Origin of the sequence: Lactiplantibacillus sp. C232, from assembly GCF_023806725.1 — a bacterium.
Classification (GTDB): Bacteria; Bacillota; Bacilli; order Lactobacillales; family Lactobacillaceae; genus Lactiplantibacillus; species Lactiplantibacillus plantarum.
In genome coordinates this window covers 76,027-93,915 of record NZ_JAMSKZ010000005.1, presented here as the reverse complement: position 1 = coordinate 93,915, position 17,889 = coordinate 76,027, and the positions used below count along the sequence as shown (strand labels likewise).

16 protein-coding genes are annotated in these 17,889 nt (G+C 43.9%); 1 reads left to right on the top strand and 15 read right to left on the bottom strand.

Going from position 1 to position 17,889, the window contains the following annotated elements:
- Window positions 1-7: 7 nt before the first annotated feature.
- The 14 genes from MZO41_RS06745 to MZO41_RS06680 all read right to left on the bottom strand — a co-directional run bounded on the left by MZO41_RS06745 (window position 8) and on the right by MZO41_RS06680 (window position 14,941).
- Complete coding sequence (locus MZO41_RS06745; RefSeq protein WP_003642008.1) at window positions 8-925, bottom strand: Ppx/GppA family phosphatase; 918 nt, start codon at window positions 923-925, stop codon at window positions 8-10.
- Between the two features lie 168 nt (window positions 926-1,093).
- Complete coding sequence (locus MZO41_RS06740; RefSeq protein ID WP_003643820.1) at window positions 1,094-1,888, bottom strand: hypothetical protein; 795 nt, start codon at window positions 1,886-1,888, stop codon at window positions 1,094-1,096.
- Between the two features lie 4 nt (window positions 1,889-1,892).
- Window positions 1,893-3,008, bottom strand: coding sequence for a hypothetical protein (locus MZO41_RS06735; RefSeq protein ID WP_003643819.1), 1,116 nt, complete (start codon window positions 3,006-3,008; stop codon window positions 1,893-1,895).
- 471 nt (window positions 3,009-3,479) lie between these two features.
- On the bottom strand, window positions 3,480-4,493 hold the full coding sequence (locus tag MZO41_RS06730; protein ID WP_128650879.1) for a tRNA dihydrouridine synthase: 1,014 nt from the start codon (window positions 4,491-4,493) through the stop codon (window positions 3,480-3,482).
- A 112-nt stretch (window positions 4,494-4,605) separates the two neighbouring features.
- Window positions 4,606-5,352 carry a MurR/RpiR family transcriptional regulator gene (locus MZO41_RS16985; protein WP_003642004.1) on the bottom strand — a complete coding sequence of 249 codons (747 nt, stop codon included), beginning with the start codon at window positions 5,350-5,352 and terminating at the stop codon, window positions 4,606-4,608.
- A gap of 149 nt (window positions 5,353-5,501) precedes the next feature.
- Window positions 5,502-6,398, bottom strand: coding sequence for an ROK family protein (locus MZO41_RS06720; RefSeq protein ID WP_003642003.1), 897 nt, complete (start codon window positions 6,396-6,398; stop codon window positions 5,502-5,504).
- A 120-nt stretch (window positions 6,399-6,518) separates the two neighbouring features.
- A complete protein-coding gene (locus tag MZO41_RS06715; RefSeq protein WP_003642002.1) occupies window positions 6,519-7,955 on the bottom strand; it encodes a 6-phospho-beta-glucosidase in 1,437 nt (478 codons plus the stop codon).
- Between the two features lie 17 nt (window positions 7,956-7,972).
- Window positions 7,973-9,328, bottom strand: coding sequence for a PTS sugar transporter subunit IIC (locus tag MZO41_RS06710; RefSeq protein WP_003643816.1), 1,356 nt, complete (start codon window positions 9,326-9,328; stop codon window positions 7,973-7,975).
- Window positions 9,329-9,550: 222 nt separating this feature from the next.
- Window positions 9,551-9,973, bottom strand: a complete 423-nt coding sequence (locus MZO41_RS06705; protein WP_003642000.1) for a DUF3284 domain-containing protein — start codon at window positions 9,971-9,973, stop codon at window positions 9,551-9,553.
- Window positions 9,963-10,151, bottom strand: coding sequence for a hypothetical protein (locus tag MZO41_RS06700; RefSeq protein WP_003641999.1), 189 nt, complete (start codon window positions 10,149-10,151; stop codon window positions 9,963-9,965). Before MZO41_RS06700 ends, MZO41_RS06705 begins: the two co-directional genes overlap by 11 nt.
- Before the next feature lie 6 nt (window positions 10,152-10,157).
- Complete coding sequence (locus tag MZO41_RS06695; protein WP_003641998.1) at window positions 10,158-11,519, bottom strand: PTS sugar transporter subunit IIC; 1,362 nt, start codon at window positions 11,517-11,519, stop codon at window positions 10,158-10,160.
- A gap of 72 nt (window positions 11,520-11,591) precedes the next feature.
- On the bottom strand, window positions 11,592-12,302 hold the full coding sequence (locus MZO41_RS06690) for a GntR family transcriptional regulator (RefSeq protein WP_003641997.1): 711 nt from the start codon (window positions 12,300-12,302) through the stop codon (window positions 11,592-11,594).
- A 407-nt stretch (window positions 12,303-12,709) separates the two neighbouring features.
- Window positions 12,710-13,726 carry a tryptophan--tRNA ligase gene (gene trpS / locus MZO41_RS06685; protein WP_003643815.1) on the bottom strand — a complete coding sequence of 339 codons (1,017 nt, stop codon included), beginning with the start codon at window positions 13,724-13,726 and terminating at the stop codon, window positions 12,710-12,712.
- A gap of 438 nt (window positions 13,727-14,164) precedes the next feature.
- Window positions 14,165-14,941 (bottom strand): carbon-nitrogen family hydrolase, encoded by a 777-nt coding sequence (locus MZO41_RS06680; protein ID WP_003643814.1) that lies wholly within the window; start codon window positions 14,939-14,941, stop codon window positions 14,165-14,167.
- Between the two features lie 258 nt (window positions 14,942-15,199).
- Here MZO41_RS06680 and helD point away from each other — a divergent pair, with 258 nt between their 5' ends.
- A complete protein-coding gene (helD, locus tag MZO41_RS06675; protein WP_003641994.1) occupies window positions 15,200-17,509 on the top strand; it encodes an RNA polymerase recycling motor HelD in 2,310 nt (769 codons plus the stop codon).
- Window positions 17,510-17,603: 94 nt separating this feature from the next.
- On the opposite strand, the gene MZO41_RS06670 is transcribed toward helD, so the two are convergent.
- Window positions 17,604-17,807: a hypothetical protein gene (locus MZO41_RS06670; protein ID WP_003641993.1), complete on the bottom strand. Its 204-nt coding sequence runs from the start codon at window positions 17,805-17,807 to the stop codon at window positions 17,604-17,606.
- Window positions 17,808-17,889: the final 82 nt, after the last annotated feature.

Sequence of the window (17,889 nt, the reverse complement as noted above, 5' to 3'; positions counted from 1 at the left end):
AACCGACCTATTGATTGAGGTGTTCTGAAATAATTCCCTCACGAACACCACTTTCAGAAAAGATCACCCGATCACTATCCAACATCTGTAATAACGTCACTAGCGGTAACATTCCACCAACAATAATGTCCGCACGATCATATTCCATTCCTGAAATTTCCTGGCGACCTTTTTTCGACCGTGACAGTAAGTCCAAAAACGTGTGGAACACCGTCTCTGTCTTCAGACGATACCCGTGAATATCTTCAACTTTTAACTTTTGTTGCCGGCGCCGATTAATGCGGGCTAAGGTTCGGTTGGCACCACCCAATAGAATGATTGGGAAGTGCACTGCTTCTGATAACCACCAAATATCTGCCAGTCGGTTACGTAGGAACATCTGCGCCCGAAATAGACTCGCAGACGGCACTAAGTCGTCGAGACCGAATTGTTCCGATAATGTCACCGCGCCAAATGGAATGCTGATCAGTTGCTGTTTGCGGCCATTTTTGACCAAGATCAGTTCACAACTTGCGCCACCCGTGTCTAAGATTAGGCAATCATGGATGACCAATGAATTGGCAACCCCAAGATAATCGTAATAGGCCTCATCGTCACCAGATAAGACTCGTAAATCGAGCCCCACTTCTTGCTTGACTTGATTGAGAAATTCAGCCTGATTTTGTGCCATCCGAACTGCAGCTGTGGTGATGCCAATAACATCCGTATTGGGCATTTTTTCATAAAGTCGGCGAAAATTGAGTAACGCCTTGATTGTTCGCTCAATTGCGGCGGGCTGGAGTACGTGTGCCGTTCCCATTCCTTCCGACAAACGCGTATCTTCCTTAACACGCTTGATTTCTTGAGCAGTGCCGTTAGCATGCAACCGACTGACCGCCATCCGCGCCGAATTGGACCCTAAATCCACAATCGCTAAGTTTCTCATAACACCACGCTCACTTTTCGTTTATAAAATATTAGTTAGGTTTATTCTAACATTTATGATGTAACACTGTGACTTCTAGGGCCGGATTGCACACCAAAAAATATCAAAAAGCCCAAAATGAACGACGCTAGTGTTTTGACTAGGGCCGTTCATTTTGGGTTCATTAGACTAGCTAGTTGGCAGTAACGATCGGAGAACTCGAACAACTTCGTCCCGGTTTAAGTCAAAATCGGGATCTGATTTAAATCGTTTTTTGAATATTTGCTCGGGCTCTGCTTCAACCAGCTGAATAAAACTTTTTAAATCATTCTGACAAGTCCTTGGTACGACCTTTGAGTCGAACGTTTGATTCTCAATAATCAAATCACACAACCGGCAGACATCCTTATAATGTTTGTTCTTATTAGCACGATGACGTAATTTATCACCATTTGCTAACCGTTGCCGAATATCAAGATGAGCTTTGGCTTTAAAGTAGATCAATCCGGGTACGCTTAAGATAGAAACATGGCCAATCTTTTGCTGGCATTGCTTCAACAAGCTATAGTAATCATCATTTAATACAATCGCCGACAAACTAGGGCCCGTTGCAAAATGTAACGGCATTGTCTCTGTCGGTAATCTAAGTTCATAGCGCAATGGTATCTTTGAAAACAATTCAATCTGTTGGGGGACGCCCGTGACCGCAAGTGCAGGATCTAACGCAAACCGGTAATACACTTTCTTCTTATTCACATCACCCCCTATCTCAGCACACAAGTAGCCATATTTCTCGATAAAGTCATCAAACTTTTGTGAAAAGCCCAGTTGACTATTTTCAAATATGACGACCATATCGTAATCCTGGGTCGCTCTAAAATCCTGATGATCTTGCGCTAACCAAATTGCGGCAGCATTGCCACCAATAATAACGTAACAATCTTCATAGCCTTCGAAAAAGTCAAAGAACTTGTGAAATAGCATCACCTTATGCTCCGTTCCAAATTTGATCAACCAATTCTTCGGCTTCGCCTTGAGTCCGCTCGTCCATATCATTTCTAAATAGTACGTATAAATGAAAGGGATCCAACACATTCTTAGGATAATTGGCAATTAGTCTAAACAATGTGTTAAAACCGCTGAGCTGATACTTTGAAACTTGCACCTCACAAGCGACTTTCCGCTCATCGGTATCTGCGTCAACCGTTGTCCTCAAGGTTTGCCGTCGAGAACGGTCCATAATAACTGTCTGTTGCTTCCGATTATCACTGATCATCGTCACTTTAGATAAACCAGTAAGGCCGGAATAAAGAAAATTCTTACTAGCTGATTCAACTGATGCTTTCGCCAACTGCACCAAGTCAACAGATTGAACTGGCGACACTAAGAATGGCGCTATCTGATCAAAAAAACGGCGGCTATCTAACTCGCAAGTATAGACGCGCTCCTTAGTCTCGCCGATTGACTTCAGCCAACCATGTGCAACTAACGGTTTAACCGCTCGACTAAAGGTAACTCGATTATTGATGCTAACTTGCTTGCCAATCGTTGATGCAAAGCATTGTCCGCTTTTGATCAAGAAACGGTCATCAGTCGTTCTGAAGGCTGCTAACTCGGGACATACTTTGGCCTTCTCTGGATGACGTTCAAAAATCAACTGTGCTAATACGATGGTTAATGCTAGTCGTTGTGCCGCGGAGGCTAAAGGATTGCCCGCTATTCCAGGTGAGTCATTCACGGCTTCAGGTAATAACCGTGTCCCCATAAACGGCAAAAACATTTCACCATCTGATGTCATAAATGGCATTCTGTTTTTCAAATATTCGTGACGCTCATTGGCGGAAAGCTGAGGAAAAATAAACACCAATGGGTCTCGATTTACCTGACTAACTCGTGCATAGAGCCCTAGTGGCCGCAAATCGCGCTGACCACCATAAGACATAAAAAGGACCGGCTTATCAAGGATTGTCCCCTGCACAACCACCGTATTATTTTGATCCGAACGACTCAACGACAATGTCGACGTTGAAACCGATTCGCCAATAGTTACCGGGATACCCGTACTTTGACTAATATGTTCTAGTTGGTTAACAAGCTTTATCACATTCTTCGCCCCCTCCATTCAAATGATTGTAACATGTTTTCTTCGATTGTAACGCAGTAATGTTACAATCGTTTTAAATGATGTTACAATCATCCTAATTAGCTGAGCTACAAGCAAAAATTAACACTATCACGTGACCGAAACTTGTTATTGAGCACCTCCTCATTAATCAGATAGACACGGCAATCGTCCGTAATTACTCCGCTAGTCATTGCCATCAGTCATTATTTACGTCAATTGACGCCTGTTCCACTTAAAAGTGACTAAGTTTTTTTCTAAAAAAACGTCGAATTGAACAGCTGTTGGACCAACTCCTAACAAGGGCCTAAATTTGAATACAATTGTCATACCCCTTTAGATACAAAAACATCCCAACATTAGCACTCACTGCCGATATCGAGATGTTTCTATATAATAAGATTGAAGTTTATTAACGTATTACTGCCTTAATCAACCTGTCTGCTGCTGACACTAACTGTGATTGGTCACCCGCATTTTGGCTTGATAAGCCGCTAAAATTTTGCGTACATCATCCGTTGACTTGGCATCCATCATCGTGTTACGCAGGTCAGTAGCGCCTAGTTCTGGGCGCGCATAGATTTTAAAGAACCGTTTTAAGGACGGAAAACGTGGCACGTCATAACGGGTGGCAAAGTCATCGAACAAGTCGAGCTGCATGTTCAGTAAACCCAATAGTTCATGCAAATCATGCGATTGGGGCTGGGACTCAAACGCAAACGGATTCGCGAACACTCCCCGACCAATCATGATACCATCTAATCCAGGATGTGCTTTGGCTAACGCCACCCCGGCCTGATAATCAGCCACGTCACCATTAATCTGGAGTAACGTTTCCGGGGCGATCGCATCACGCATTTTAATCAAGTCATCGATAACTTCAAAGTGTGCGGGTACCTTACTCATTTCCTGTTTGGTCCGCAAGTGAATGGTCAAGACTGCCACATGTTGCGATAACAACGTTGCAATCCAGTCATGATATTCAGCAACTTTACTGTAACCTAAGCGCGTCTTCGCACTAACGGCCAGTCCCGACGTCTTTGCAGCCGCAATCACGTCTTCAGCCCACTGCGGATTGCGAATCAAATCGCTGCCACCATGATTTTTGATGACCGTCCCATCCGGGCAGCCCATATTGATATCAACTGCTTTAAAGCCCCGGTCACGAAGTTCAGCTGTAGCCGAAGCAAAGTCAGCCGCTTCGTTACCCCACAGTTGAACGACCGGTTTTTGCGACTCAGCTGCCGCCACGTACAAACGACCATGCACCGGAAACTTCGTATTCGGGTTCGTAATACTCTTAGCATAGACGAATTCACTAAAAAACGTATCTGGAGCAGCGGCATGGCTAATGACTTGCCGAAAAACAGTATTACTAACGGCTTCCATCGGGGCCATCGTAAAAAATGGTCGCCCGTCTGCCTTGGCTTGGGCCGCAATTTGCGACCAGAATGGTGTTGCTGTCACGTTCTCATACTCCCTTATCACTAGTTTAACTTTTGGATTGAATGCTTTTAATTTTAGCATTGATATGCCTGCTTTGCAGGAATGACGTTTGCTGGCTAAATAAATTAAAAGTTTACTCAAACCGGTGTTGGACGACTTCTTGATGACGAAGTTCCCGTAACAGTGCCTCAATAATGTAAAGGCATGGCACTTGACTAGTTAAGTCATAATATTGATGAATACGCTCCTCAGTCGCCCGATACGTTAACGCATATCGACTCATTCGAGCAATCGTACTCTCAAGATTACTCGTAATACTAATAATATTGACTTCAGGATTATTCACAAAGTCATTAAGCATTTCAACCAACTCAGACGTCTGACCGGAGACTGACACTGCCACCAAAACGTTATTACTAGTATTACGTAATTGTGGTAATAGTGGATAGAAAGGATCCTTGACGACATAACTATTAAATCCTAATGATGACGTTTGACGTGAAGCATACTCGCCCAACGCCGCTGATGCTCCGATACCAACAAACACGATATTATCCGCATTGACCATCAACTGAGCTGCCAGTCGAATAATCTTAGTAATATCTGCAGGAAAGGCACTCGGTTGAACAAACTGAATACCTGGAGCATCCGGCTTTTGAATGGGCGTTTCACTGCGTAGCGATACTTTAAATTCTGGAAAACTATCATACCCAATTTTACGAATAAAGCGCATGACTGACGAATTAGAAACGTGCGCACCCCGCGCTAACTCACGGACTCGCATATACGGGATTTGCTCATCATGCTCCACAATAAATCGATAAATTGCTAAATCTACTCCAGATAACTTATCGATATCCTTATAGCCAAAGAATGCCACGGTTAGCCACCACCCTATCTAATAATCTATTCACTAGATTACCATAAATGCGTAACCGCTTCTAAAAAACATCTAGCATTCAAGCTTTTTCATTTTTTAAATTAAAATACGTGTCACCCTATTTTAATAAACCAGTTTGATCCGCCTTTTTAACCACGCTTAATCAACTGATACACTGCCCCAATCATCCCAGCATCATTCCGCAATTTAGCTGGTACTACTGATGCCAAAGTCAAATGATTAATACTATTATGATTAGCCTGTAAGTCTGCAATCGTTGCATTCAAATCAGTCATAAAGGTCGTGTTCGCACTAATGCCACCACCAATTACGACTAATTCGGGATCAAAAGCAACCATTAAATTAATGATTCCTTTAGCCAAACTGTAATAGTAGCTATGAAAGACATGTTGTGCCAGCACTTCTCCCGCATCTGCTCGGTCAAAAATCTCGCGCGCGTCAGTAACCGGCATCGCACTAAACTGATTATAACGTCGTATGAGACCGATAACTGTTGCACCCCGGAAATTAAGGGTTCCCATTTCAGTATCAATCTCATCATCGTCAACAACCATCCAACCAAATTCGCCTGAACGCGCGTGTGCACCCCGATAAATCTGATTATTGATAACCAGTGCCCCACCGACCCCGGTTCCAAGAACCAAGCTTAAATAATTAGGCACATTCTGAGCTACTCCCAGCCATTGCTCAGCAATAGCCGCTGCGTTGGCATCATTTTCAATAATGACCGGTAACTGCGTCTGTGCATGTAACTCAGCTTGCAAGTTAATTTTTTCAAACGCCGTGACCGCACCTGCCGTCGTCAAGAAGCCGTCACTTTGAACAACTCCCGGCATGCTAACTCCAATACCAGCAACTTGTCCATCTGCTTGTAGTCCTTGAATCATCGCAACTAAATCGGCCATAATGTCTACCTTTGCTGTGGCAGTCGGTCGTGTTACTTTACGACTAATATGTCCATGAGCATCAACTAGGCCGCACTTGATTGAAGTACCACCAATATCAATTCCAATATACATTGTCATTTAACAGTCCTCCTAAACGCCCAATGGCCAGCTATCAAAGCTGGCCATTGACAACTATTTCAAACATCATTAATTAAGCACTAGTCAATAATTAATGACCATCGTCATACCCAAATCGCACTACTCAATTTCGGCACCATTTGTCGCAATCACATGTTGAAACCAAGTAAATGAATCCTTTTTATAACGTTTTAGACTACCTGAACCATCATCGTTCTCATCAACATAGATAAACCCATAGCGTTTGGACATTTGACCAGTACTAGCCGCAACTAAATCAATGCACCCCCATGGCGTATACCCAATTAAATCAACCCCATCTTCCAGAACTGCCAGCTTAATTTGTCGTAAATGATCCGTTAAATAGTCAATCCGATAATCGTCATGTATCTGGTTATCTGCCGTCTTCTTATCAATTGCGCCTAAACCGTTTTCCACGATAAACAGTGGCAAATGGTAACGATCCGTGAACCAATTCATAGCATAGCGTAACCCAACGGGATCAACTTGCCAGCCCCAATCACTAGCCTTAACATATGGATTTTTAACTAAATCATGTTCTTCATTATAAGCTAGCTTTCCTGTGTCCTTCACAGTAAACGACATGTAATAGCTAAATCCAATATAATCTACCGTTCCAGCTTGCAAGATTTTCAAATCTTCTGCCGTAATGTCCAAGTTAAAATGCTCCGACTCAAAACGATTACGCAACCATTGTGGGTAAGTGCCATTGCAATGAACATCGGCAAAATAAAATCGGGTTTGCATCGCTCGTTGCGCAAATAAGACGTCTGCTGGTGCTGCTGTAAGCGGATAGATCGGACACATCGCAATCATACAACCGATTTGAAAATCTGGATTAATCTGATGGCCTAACTGTACCGCCGCGGCACTCGCCACCAGTTCATAGTGAGCCGCCTGATACATCCAGCGTTCACGGTTTTCTCCTGGTTGATGAATGATTCCAGAATCTGTTAACATGGCACCGTCTGATTCAAAATTAGTTTGATTGTTGATTTCATTAAAAGTCATCCAGTACGTTACTTTATCTCGATAACGTTCAAAACATACTTTTGCAAAGTTTAAATAGAATTGAATAAGCTTACGATTACGCCACCCACCGTATTGCTTAACTAAGTGATATGGCATTTCAAAGTGTGCTAGTGTCACTACTGGTTGAATCCCATTTTTAAGGCATTCATCAAATAAATCATCATAAAATTGTAATCCAGCTTCATTCGGTTCGCTTTCATCACCATTGGGGAAGATCCGCGTCCAGGCAATCGATGTTCGAAAACACTTAAACCCCATTTCAGCAAACAATTCAATATCTTCGGGATAACGATGATAAAAATCAATTGCCTGATGATTAGGATAATACTTGCCAGCCACTACTCCGTCCGTAATTTCACGAGGGCGCTCATTCGTCCCTAATGTCATAATATCTGCCGTACTGAGACCCTTGCCGCCCTCTTTATAACCACCTTCGAGTTGATGTGCAGCCACTGCGCCACCCCATAAGAACCCTTCTGGAAACGCTCGTCCTTTAATCGTCATGTTAAACTCCTTTTAAACTATGCTTTAACCGTTTCTGTCGTCGTATCCGTATCTTGTTTAGATTGACTATCTGCAGCCATCATCTTATTGGCAGCGAGTACAAATGGCATGTACGTCAACACGGAAATTCCCAAACAAACAAATCCAATAATCAGGCCAAGCCAATTGCCACCAGTCCCCAAGAACGGCATCAGTGGTCCCGGTGTTGTCCATGTCAATCCAAAAGCCGGCGTCGGTATCCAGTTAAAAATAACTGTCACTGTATAGCCAACCAAGATATTGATCACTGGTGTTAGAACGAATGGAATCGCCATAATTGGATTCAAAACAATTGGTAAACCGAACATTAGCGGTTCGTTAATATTGAAGAGGCCGGGCACTAATGCCAATTTAGCAATCTCACGATAATCTTTACGCCTTGAGACGAGGAAGATAGCAATAATCAAGCCAAGTGTCATCCCACTACCACCCATATTGGCGAAGACATCATTCAACACACTCCAGGTTGCACGGTTGGGCACACCCCAAGCTGTACCATGAGCGTTAATAAACGTTTGGTTTTTCAAATCAGCTTCAGTAAAAATAATTGATCGTAACGCGTTCAACGTGTTTGGACCATGGATACCGACAAGCCACAAAAGATTTTGAACAATAGCAATAATGATAACGCCAAATAAGTTGACCCCAATGTGGGTTAATGGTGTTTGAATTGATTTATAAATAATATCATTGATTCCTTGTGGTGAAATTAGTGATAACCCATAGTTCAACATAGAAAACAGCATAATCATAATAACGATAGGAATTAAGCCATTGAAAGACCGTGCAACTGCCGGCGGAACCATCTCAGGCATTTTGATTTGCATTTTCTTAATGCGCGTTAGCCGTGGTAAAAATTCTCCAACTAAGCCACCTACTATCATTGCAACAAACAGCCCTTGTGCACCTAAATAAGTCGTTGGCAAATAGGTTACACCGTCTTTGATAATTGATGGTGAGTATAAAATCATGAAGCAGGCAATCCCCGTCATCCCTACTAACATGTCATCAGCTTTAAAATATTTGGCCAAATTCCGTGCCACCAGATACGCAATAAAAATCGATAAAATATTCATCGTTCCGTTAGTTACTGAGGTTAATAACTTTTGGGCATTTTCCAAGTGTGGAAAAAATTTGGGTAAAAATAAGATTTGTGCAATAAACCCCGTTTTTGAAAAAACTAAGTTATTAATTAAAATAACTAACGATGCAGCCATTGTAATTGGGAATGTGTACATAAAAGCATCACGGATTGCCGCGACATGTCGCTGTTCATTCAACTTGACTGCAAATGGTACAATGTGTTTTTCCATAAACACGTTAAAACCGTTCATCATAAGTTGTTCCTCCCTTTGATTTAACTTACAAAAGCTAGTATAAGTGAACTACATGCGTTTTAAAAGCGCTTACAATGCAGTTGCTCACTTGTTCCATCGTGATGGTATCACGACCACATCTGAAACGCTGTGTACCATATCTGTTCAAAAAAGTACTGTAAATCCACTTACGGATTTACAGCACTCTTCTAACGAAATCAATTTTTGAATCCAGCCTGCTTATTGATTATAACTAGCAGCCATCTGATTCATCATCTTCTTAAAGCGGCGTTTACGGAACCATCCTAAGAATAGCACGCCAAGCTTATTATTGGCATTCGTCTTCTTATCCTTGCCTAAAAAGGTTTCGGCATATTCTAAGACAGTTTGGTGACCATCAGTGTCCGGTGCGAATTGATAATCGACGCCGTAATGATCGCGGGGCGTTTCTAATTCATACGCATATCGAACACCGGGTTGCGCGTGGGTAATCTTCAAATTACCGGTCAGACCGTTGGACCACTGTTTGGCATACTCATAGCCTTGTAAGCTCTGCCGTGGCGCCGGCCGACCCGTTTGCTGCTGAATATCAGCCCGCGCGGAATCGATCAACTGTTGGTATAAATAATCCACAGGGGCGTTCAAAGTTAATTTAATCTGCATTCTGGTGGCTCCTTTCTATCTGACCCACTCGCCGATAAACGACGAAAAGTGCTGCGCTGACCGCTAAACCTAATCCGAGCGTCACCCATTGACCGGTCGTTCCGGCCAGGGGACTTAAGATAACGGCTAATAATCCAAGGTTCATCCCGATGAGTAAACACTGCTTTAAGCTTTTCATGACAATCTATTCTCCAATCGCTGCTGGTTTAATCTTGTTGGCAGCCTTAACGAATGGCACGTAAATCGCAAAGGCAACGGCGGCATTAAATAATTGTAAGACCACTGACCGCCAGTCCATTGTGGCAACTAAGGCGTTCATAATCGGTGGCATTGACCAAACGATATTGTTCGTAATCGGTGCGACCCACCCAGCTGATAAAGCAGCGTAGGCGATCGAAACAGTCACAACTGGTGCTAAAACGAACGGAATAAAGTAGATTGGGTCAAGTACAATTGGCATCCCGAACATCACGGGTTCGTTAATATTAAAGAATCCGGGGCCAATCGCCAACTTAGCCACTGAACGTTGGTCGTCTCGTTTACTAAATACTAAAATCGCTACTAATAATAGTAAGGTCGAGCCGGCCCCACCAATCCATGCATATAAGTCAAAACAGTTCCGCGTCCAAACGTATGGCAAGGCTTTGCCAGCTTGGTAAGCGTTAACATTAGCAAGCTGAGCCGTCAACCAGATTCCGTCCAAGATTGGTGCCAGGACATTGGAACCATGAATCCCGAAGAACCAGAAAACTTGAACTAACAGCGTCATTAAGAGGACGGCGCCGTACCCTTGACTCATATTCAATAGTGGTTCTTGAATAATCTTCGCGATCCATTCAATCACCGTGGTGTTGAATTTACTGAAGATCCAGTTAATAATCCCAACGACATAAAATGCAGCGGCGGCTGGGATAACCCCAGTGAAGGCGTTTGCAACTGCCGGTGGCACAGAATCTGGCATCTTGATTGTAATGTGTTTCTTCATCAAAGCAATGTAAACGGCACTCGCAATGGCCCCTAAAATCATGACCGTAAAGAAACCATACGAACCAAAGTACGTGTTGAAGTTGAAGTAACCCCAAGCCGTCACCTTTTTGCCAGCAACCGCCATGCCAGAGTCCGTCAAAATCTTAGTAGCGCCCTTGCTCAACGTACTCGTCAACGTGCCGGTAAAGTTTTGTGGCAAACTCATGATGAAAGTTCCAAGTGTCACGATCCCACCAGTAACTGGTTCAACTTTGTACTGGATTGCCAATTGATACCCGAATGTAAATGAGAAAATCAGACCTAAGATGGCTAACGTCCCCGTCCAAACCATCGCATTAATTCCAATCAACCACTGCATCGAATTAACAATGCCCATCCAACCGAACTTCGTTGGAATATCTCGAACTAAAGCGTTCAGAACCGTGGCGATCGACCCGGCCATCATTGCCGGCATAATTGCTATAAACGCGTCACGTAATGCGATCAACCACCGAACTGCACCAATCTTGGCCGCAACTGGCACTAAGTGTTTGTTAAGCCATTCGATAAATGAATTCATAATATACCCCTCACTCCTAATGTAGGTTTTCGCTAGTTAGTGACCCAACACAACTGTTGCGTCACCCCCGTACTAGTTTTGTAAATCAATATTTTCGGTATGGTAGTAGAGTTCTAAATCTGGATAGACGAAGAACGTCCTGGAGAAGTTAAAGACCGTCCCATTAGCCAAGTAATTGATTGCTTCCAAGCACAACGTTTTGTCACCATCTGGGCAACCGATCAACTCCGCCCGTTGCGCGTCCACCCGCACTTGATGGACGTAGTTTTCCGTGGTGCTCCCCGTAATACCATATGCCTCTCGCAAGAAGGCGAAGATTGAATGCTGCACGCTCTCACTCGATAAGAACGGGACGACCGTTCGCGGAAAATAAGACTCTTCCAGGTCATACAAGATGTCATTCAAATAACGTAATCGCACCACCCGATAAACCTCGTCGCCAAGCGCAATGTTCCCTTGTTGTGCTAAAGTTTCATCCGCTGTCACTTTATCAAACGTGACAACTTTTGATACTAATGGTCCACCCTCAACCATGGCGGACTGGTCAAATCCAATCGATAAGTTGAGCACTTTCTTCGTGTTCTGCGGTTGTTTGATAATAAAATTGCCGCTCCCCTGCACACGACGCAACAACCCATGCCGGAAGACCACATCAATCGCTTTACGAATCGTATTGCGACTGGCGTTGTACTGCGCCATTAACACTTTTTCGGTTGGTAACTTAGTCGGATATTCATCCGCCATTATCGATTTAATGATTGCCTGCGCAATTGCCTGATACATGACTAAACCTCCTTTCGATAAATTAGTAGGTGCTTGTAAAACTTGTGCCCACAAATTATATTATCACAGAATATATGAAAACGCTTTATTTTTCGTAATTTTATACCAATGAATTTATATTATGACTAAAGGCAGCCACAGCAAGCGCTTTCGAATTCCTTACCACCCCTTTTCTTGCCAAAAACTTATTTTAACAAGCACTTTTTTACAATCATTCATGTAAGAAAGCAAACGAAATCAGCCTAATTTTCAATTTAGTCTGCCTTTTCTTTTTAATTCGCAACCGTGATGCGTTGGGCCATCGTTATTAATTTACCGGAAAGCCCCATATATTAAGGGTCTACAAAAAAGTGCAACTCACCGTCTTCACACATCCGACGGTCAGTTGCACTTTTTTCTACCATGATTTATTTAAAATAATTAATTCCAATGGCGTCTTGCATCTCACGCCACGTTTGGTCAGCGACCACGTTCGCTTTCGCTGTACCATCCTTCAAAATTTGTAAGACTTGAGCTGGATCAGCTTCGTAAATTGCACGCCGTTCGCGGATTGGCCGCAATACACCGTCCAACACGTCCATCAAGTAGCGTTTAATCTTAACGTCACCCAAGCCACCATGTTGGTAGGCGGCCTTCAAGTCTGCGACCTTGGCCTTGTCTTCATCGAAAATATCAAGATACGTGAAGACCACGTTACCTTCGACCTTACCCGGATCTTCAATATGAATATGATCAGGATCGGTATACATGGACATGACTTTCTTCTTCAAAGTATCGGCATCGTCAGAAAGGTAAATCGCATTTCCTAGTGATTTACTCATTTTGGCATTGCCGTCAAGTCCAGGGATTCGGCCCAAGCCCTTTGGTGGGAAGTAGCCTTCAGGTTCGACCAACGTGTCAGTTTGGTAAGTCTTATTGAAGCTCCGTACGATTTCACGGGTCTGTTCGAGCATTGGTTCTTGATCGTCACCAACGGGAACGGTCGTCGCCTTGAAAGCCGTAATATCAGCGGCCTGACTGACTGGATAAACAAAGAAACCGGCAGGAACACTTTCACCAAAAGCTTTTTGCTTGATTTCCGTCTTCACAGTTGGGTTACGATTCAAGCGCGCTACCGTCACTAAGTTCAAGTATTGATTCATCATGTCAGTTAATGCTGGAATTTGAGACTGGACTAAGATCGTTGACTTTTGGGGATCGATTCCCACTGCCAAGTAGTCCATCGCAACTTGTAATAAACTTTTACGAATTTTTTCGGGATCATGCGCATTATCCGTCAACGCCTGGTTATCCGCAATCATAATATATGAGTCATAGTCCCCAGAATCTTGTAATGCGACCCGGTTACGTAATGAACCGACATAGTGCCCGATATGCAGCTTACCAGTGGGGCGATCACCCGTTAAAATCACTTTTTTTGTCATTGTATTCATCCTTTCTATTGGCACTAAAAAAGCGCCTGATCAACTAATACTAGTTAATTAGGACGCATCACCGTGGTACCACCTAAATTGCAGAAAGCTTGTCTCTGCCACTCATTGACCGATAAGGGTGGGTCCCCGGTGTTCACCGAATCTCCAAAAAGCCAATTCATTAGTCCGCCCCAGCTTTCAGCACGCGCTAGGTCTCTGTTATTGGACGCCTTACTGTTCTTTTCTTCAACGATTAATTAGTTCTAGTGTACTGGTTATACCTGACCGTGTCAAAATAAATTCTGGGCATCATTCGCGCTAACTAGCCGCTACCATTTCATCATACCGACCGTCATTTCCACGTTTAAGCCCATCGAAATTCAAGCGGGCGTTCCTTCAACACCATTAAAATTCAGTTAAGTGCTCCCAGCCCCAGTCCCCATTTACGCTTCAGTATAATTCCGGGCGCCGGTCTTCAAACACTGGAATCTGACCACGAACCTGGTCAACTTGTGTTAAATCAAGCTCGGCCGTAATCAACTGGGCATGGGCACCACCGATAGCCACAATTTGGCCGAGCGGATCAATAACTAGTGACTGACCACCAAATTGATTATCAGGATCACTGCCAACGCGGTTAACCGCAACCACGAATGCTTGATTTTCAATCGCACGTGCTTGCAGTAATAGCCGCCATTGCATCTGCCGCACTGTCGGCCACTCAGCACTGACAAAAATCACTTGGGGGCCACGAGCTGCTTGTTTACGAAGCCATTCTGGGAAACGAATGTCATAACAAACTGCCCCCATCGCAACAGTTCCGTCGAGTTCAAAAACATTCTCGGTCTCACCAGCGGTAATATAACGATCTTCCGCCATTAACCCAAACCGGTGGACTTTATCGTAACGACTCAGTAACTGTCCCTGACGATCGACGACTAACATCTCATTATAGTAATGCCCATCGCGAGCGACCGCGACTGAGCCACCGACAATGTTGACGCGACACTGCCGAGCTAACTTGCTGAGTAATTGTAACGTTCGCTGCCCATCATCATCCGCCAAGACATTCAGGCGAGTTAACGCATAACCGGTATTCCACATCTCCGGTAAGACGATCACGTCAACAGTTTGTTCAGCTGCCCGTTGAATGGCCACTTCAATCTGCTCGTAGTTGGCATCCGGATCTCCAAACTGAATATTAAGTTGTGCTAGTGCGACACGCATTCGTTCCACCCACTTTATTAGAATGATTAAAATCATATTAGAATAAATAGTCAGAGGTTGCAAGTTTCAGCCTTGCCATCGTAAGGCTGCCGAACTTGCCCACCGTTGGCTAGCACGCCTTAGTGCCACTCATAATCACATTTCACAACAATTACTGATAAATCAGTGAATTTGCAGGCGCTTTGATTGACATCATCCCTAAACCCGCCTAAAATTGTTCAAGCGATTTAGACGATTATCAGACGGGAGGCCCTCTACGTGGCAACATCAGATCAAGAGCAACAACGCGAACAACAACGGGTTGATCGAGTCATCGAGCAAGTTAAAGAACGGGCACAACAGACCGACGACTTGCTGGCAAAGGCTCATCACGAAACCGATGTCATTCAGAAAAACTATGGTGATAATAATTCCGTCAACACGTTTGAAGTCGATGACCGGATTGAAACGAACGCGGAACTGCAACAACAAAAGCAAATGGTTGAACGCGCCGTGGAATCCGAAGCCATCTTGAAACGGCAAGTCGGTGTCTTGAAAGATCTTAGTAACTCACCCTATTTTGGGCGCATTGATATTCAAGATAGTCCCGACGAGGAAGCCGAACGTTTATACATTGGCACCGCCTCATTTGTCGACGCTGAACAGAATTTCTTAGTTTACGACTGGCGCGCCCCGATTTCCTCAGTCTACTACAATGGTACTCTGGGCCAGGTCCAGTACCAAACGCCGGCCGGGCAACAGACGACCGAGCTGATCAAGAAACGCCAATTCCAGATTAATCATGGTCAGATCAAGAATATGTTCGACACGAATGAAACGGTCGGTGACGAAATCTTGCAGGCCGTCCTTGGAGAACAAAATGATGCCTACATGCAAAATATTGTAGCAACCATTCAAAAAGAACAGAACGATATTATTCGTGACACCACTAGTGACTTACTAGTTGTCCAAGGGGTTGCCGGCTCTGGAAAGACGTCCGCCATTTTACAACGGATCGCTTTTCTGCTCTACCACTCACGGGCTTCCCTAGAAGCGGACCAAATGGTATTATTCTCGCCCAACCGCTTATTCAGTCACTACATCTCCGAAGTCTTACCTAGTTTAGGGGAGCGCAATATGCGTCAAGTCACGCTTGCCGAATTTCTCAGTGCACGTTTTCAAGGCCTAACCGTTGAAAGCCTCTTTGAGCGCTACGAAAGTGACCGCCAGCGTGAACAACTGACACCGGCAATTCGCGATTTTCAAGAAAGCGCCGACTTTATGCGCCAAGTCGATCAATATTGCCATCAGCTACCAGCCGACCAATTACGCTTCACCAACATCGTCTTTAATGGCGAAATCTTCTTCGCTAAAGAGGTCATTACAAAGATTGCGACGGCCTTACCAGCAGCGATGCAACCAGCTGACCGTTTCCTAGCAATCAAGAACACTTTGATTAAACGCTTAAAGCATCGCATTGACGATGAAGCCCAAGCTGACTGGGTCAATGATATCATTGACCAATTGAGCGACGAAGCTTACCACGACTTATTAGGTTCCAAGCGCCGCGGTGATTTTCAATCACTCGACGATGAAGTCTTCTATATTGGTAAGCAAATCGTGACCAAACGACTGCGGCAAGTCTACGATGCGATCTATAATGGTTACTTCTTAGACACCTATGAACAATATAACGATTTCTTAGCGCAAGTTGATTGGCCCACTACCGTGACGTCTGACCAATGGCAACAACGAATTGCCGCTTACCAGGCCGCCGTTGAGTACCATCGGATTGCTCTGGTTGACTGCGCGCCACTATTGTTATTACGCGATGTCCTAACTGGCAGTGGTCAGAACCGGCGGATGCAATATATCTTTGTCGATGAGATGCAAGACTATTCGCTAGCACAACTGTTATATATCAAGCACGCGTTCCCACTAGCTAAGTTCACACTGTTAGGTGACAGTGAACAAGCATTATTCAAGGGGATTGAGTTACCACAGCAATTACTGGAACGCCTCAAGGATGCTTTCAATGTCCGACGGGCGAACTTGATTACGTTGAATAAGAGCTACCGTTCAACCGAACAGATTACGAACTTTGCTAAAGCGCTATTACCCGACGGCGACCAGATTCAAGCGTTCACACGTAAAGGCGATTTACCTAAGGTCATGATTCGCTATGGCGAAGACGCCGCTCTCAGCAGTCTGCGTAGCGAAGTTGAACATCAGCTCAAGGCAACTAACACCGTTGCCGTACTAACTAAAGATTTAGCAGAAAGCAAGCAGGTCTACCAATACCTGAAGCGCTATACAGTAACAACGTTGATGGCCGATAGCGACCGTACCATGCCACAAGGCGTGATTGTTATGCCAATCTACCTTGCAAAGGGGTTAGAATTTGACGCGGTGGTCGCATACGATGTCTCCGCTACCAATTATCCCGATGCGGATTCAGTTGGCATCTTATATACGATTGCGTCACGAGCGATGCACCACTTGACATTGCTCAGCATCGGTGATGTCTCCCCACTAATTGCCCAGTTGGACCCGACATTATTTACGATTGAACATCAGGTACGAGTATAACTGGAATTAAAAAACGACTGGAAGTAGCCCAGCGGTATTACGCTAGCTACTTCCAGTCGTTTTTCGTTATCACGAAACTAATGCTTGACCATTTTTAAACATGGCTATCTGTGCAAAATTTCATATATAGAGCCTTAATATACTCTGTTTTATTATTATCTTTATGAACAGCCACAAATCCATTGCTATCCGGCAAGTCTATTTTAGTAACGCTTTCTTTACCTACTTTATATTCATAGATATTACTATCTAAAATTTTCGAACCATTAGAGAATTCAAACGATATAATTTCATCCATACTTACCAAACTCCTTCTGATATCACATATCCATCAATTACAGTTTTCAGAACCAACTTTGTATTTTTATCACCGTATTCAC

Coding starts and splice junctions, on each gene's coding strand:
- MZO41_RS06715 (WP_003642002.1), bottom strand. CDS start 7,955: ATGACGATTAAAGGACGAGCGTTTCCAGAAGGGTTCTTATGGGGTGGC.
- MZO41_RS06700 (WP_003641999.1), bottom strand. CDS start 10,151: ATGAAAAGCTTAAAGCAGTGTTTACTCATCGGGATGAACCTTGGATTA.
- MZO41_RS06745 (WP_003642008.1), bottom strand. CDS start 925: ATGAGAAACTTAGCGATTGTGGATTTAGGGTCCAATTCGGCGCGGATG.
- MZO41_RS06680 (WP_003643814.1), bottom strand. CDS start 14,941: ATGCGTGTCGCACTAGCACAACTTAATATTCAGTTTGGAGATCCGGAT.
- trpS (WP_003643815.1), bottom strand. CDS start 13,726: ATGACAAAAAAAGTGATTTTAACGGGTGATCGCCCCACTGGTAAGCTG.
- MZO41_RS06695 (WP_003641998.1), bottom strand. CDS start 11,519: ATGAATTCATTTATCGAATGGCTTAACAAACACTTAGTGCCAGTTGCG.
- MZO41_RS06740 (WP_003643820.1), bottom strand. CDS start 1,888: ATGCTATTTCACAAGTTCTTTGACTTTTTCGAAGGCTATGAAGATTGT.
- MZO41_RS06720 (WP_003642003.1), bottom strand. CDS start 6,398: ATGACAATGTATATTGGAATTGATATTGGTGGTACTTCAATCAAGTGC.
- MZO41_RS06705 (WP_003642000.1), bottom strand. CDS start 9,973: ATGCAGATTAAATTAACTTTGAACGCCCCTGTGGATTATTTATACCAA.
- MZO41_RS06690 (WP_003641997.1), bottom strand. CDS start 12,302: ATGTATCAGGCAATTGCGCAGGCAATCATTAAATCGATAATGGCGGAT.
- MZO41_RS06710 (WP_003643816.1), bottom strand. CDS start 9,328: ATGAACGGTTTTAACGTGTTTATGGAAAAACACATTGTACCATTTGCA.
- MZO41_RS06670 (WP_003641993.1), bottom strand. CDS start 17,807: ATGGATGAAATTATATCGTTTGAATTCTCTAATGGTTCGAAAATTTTA.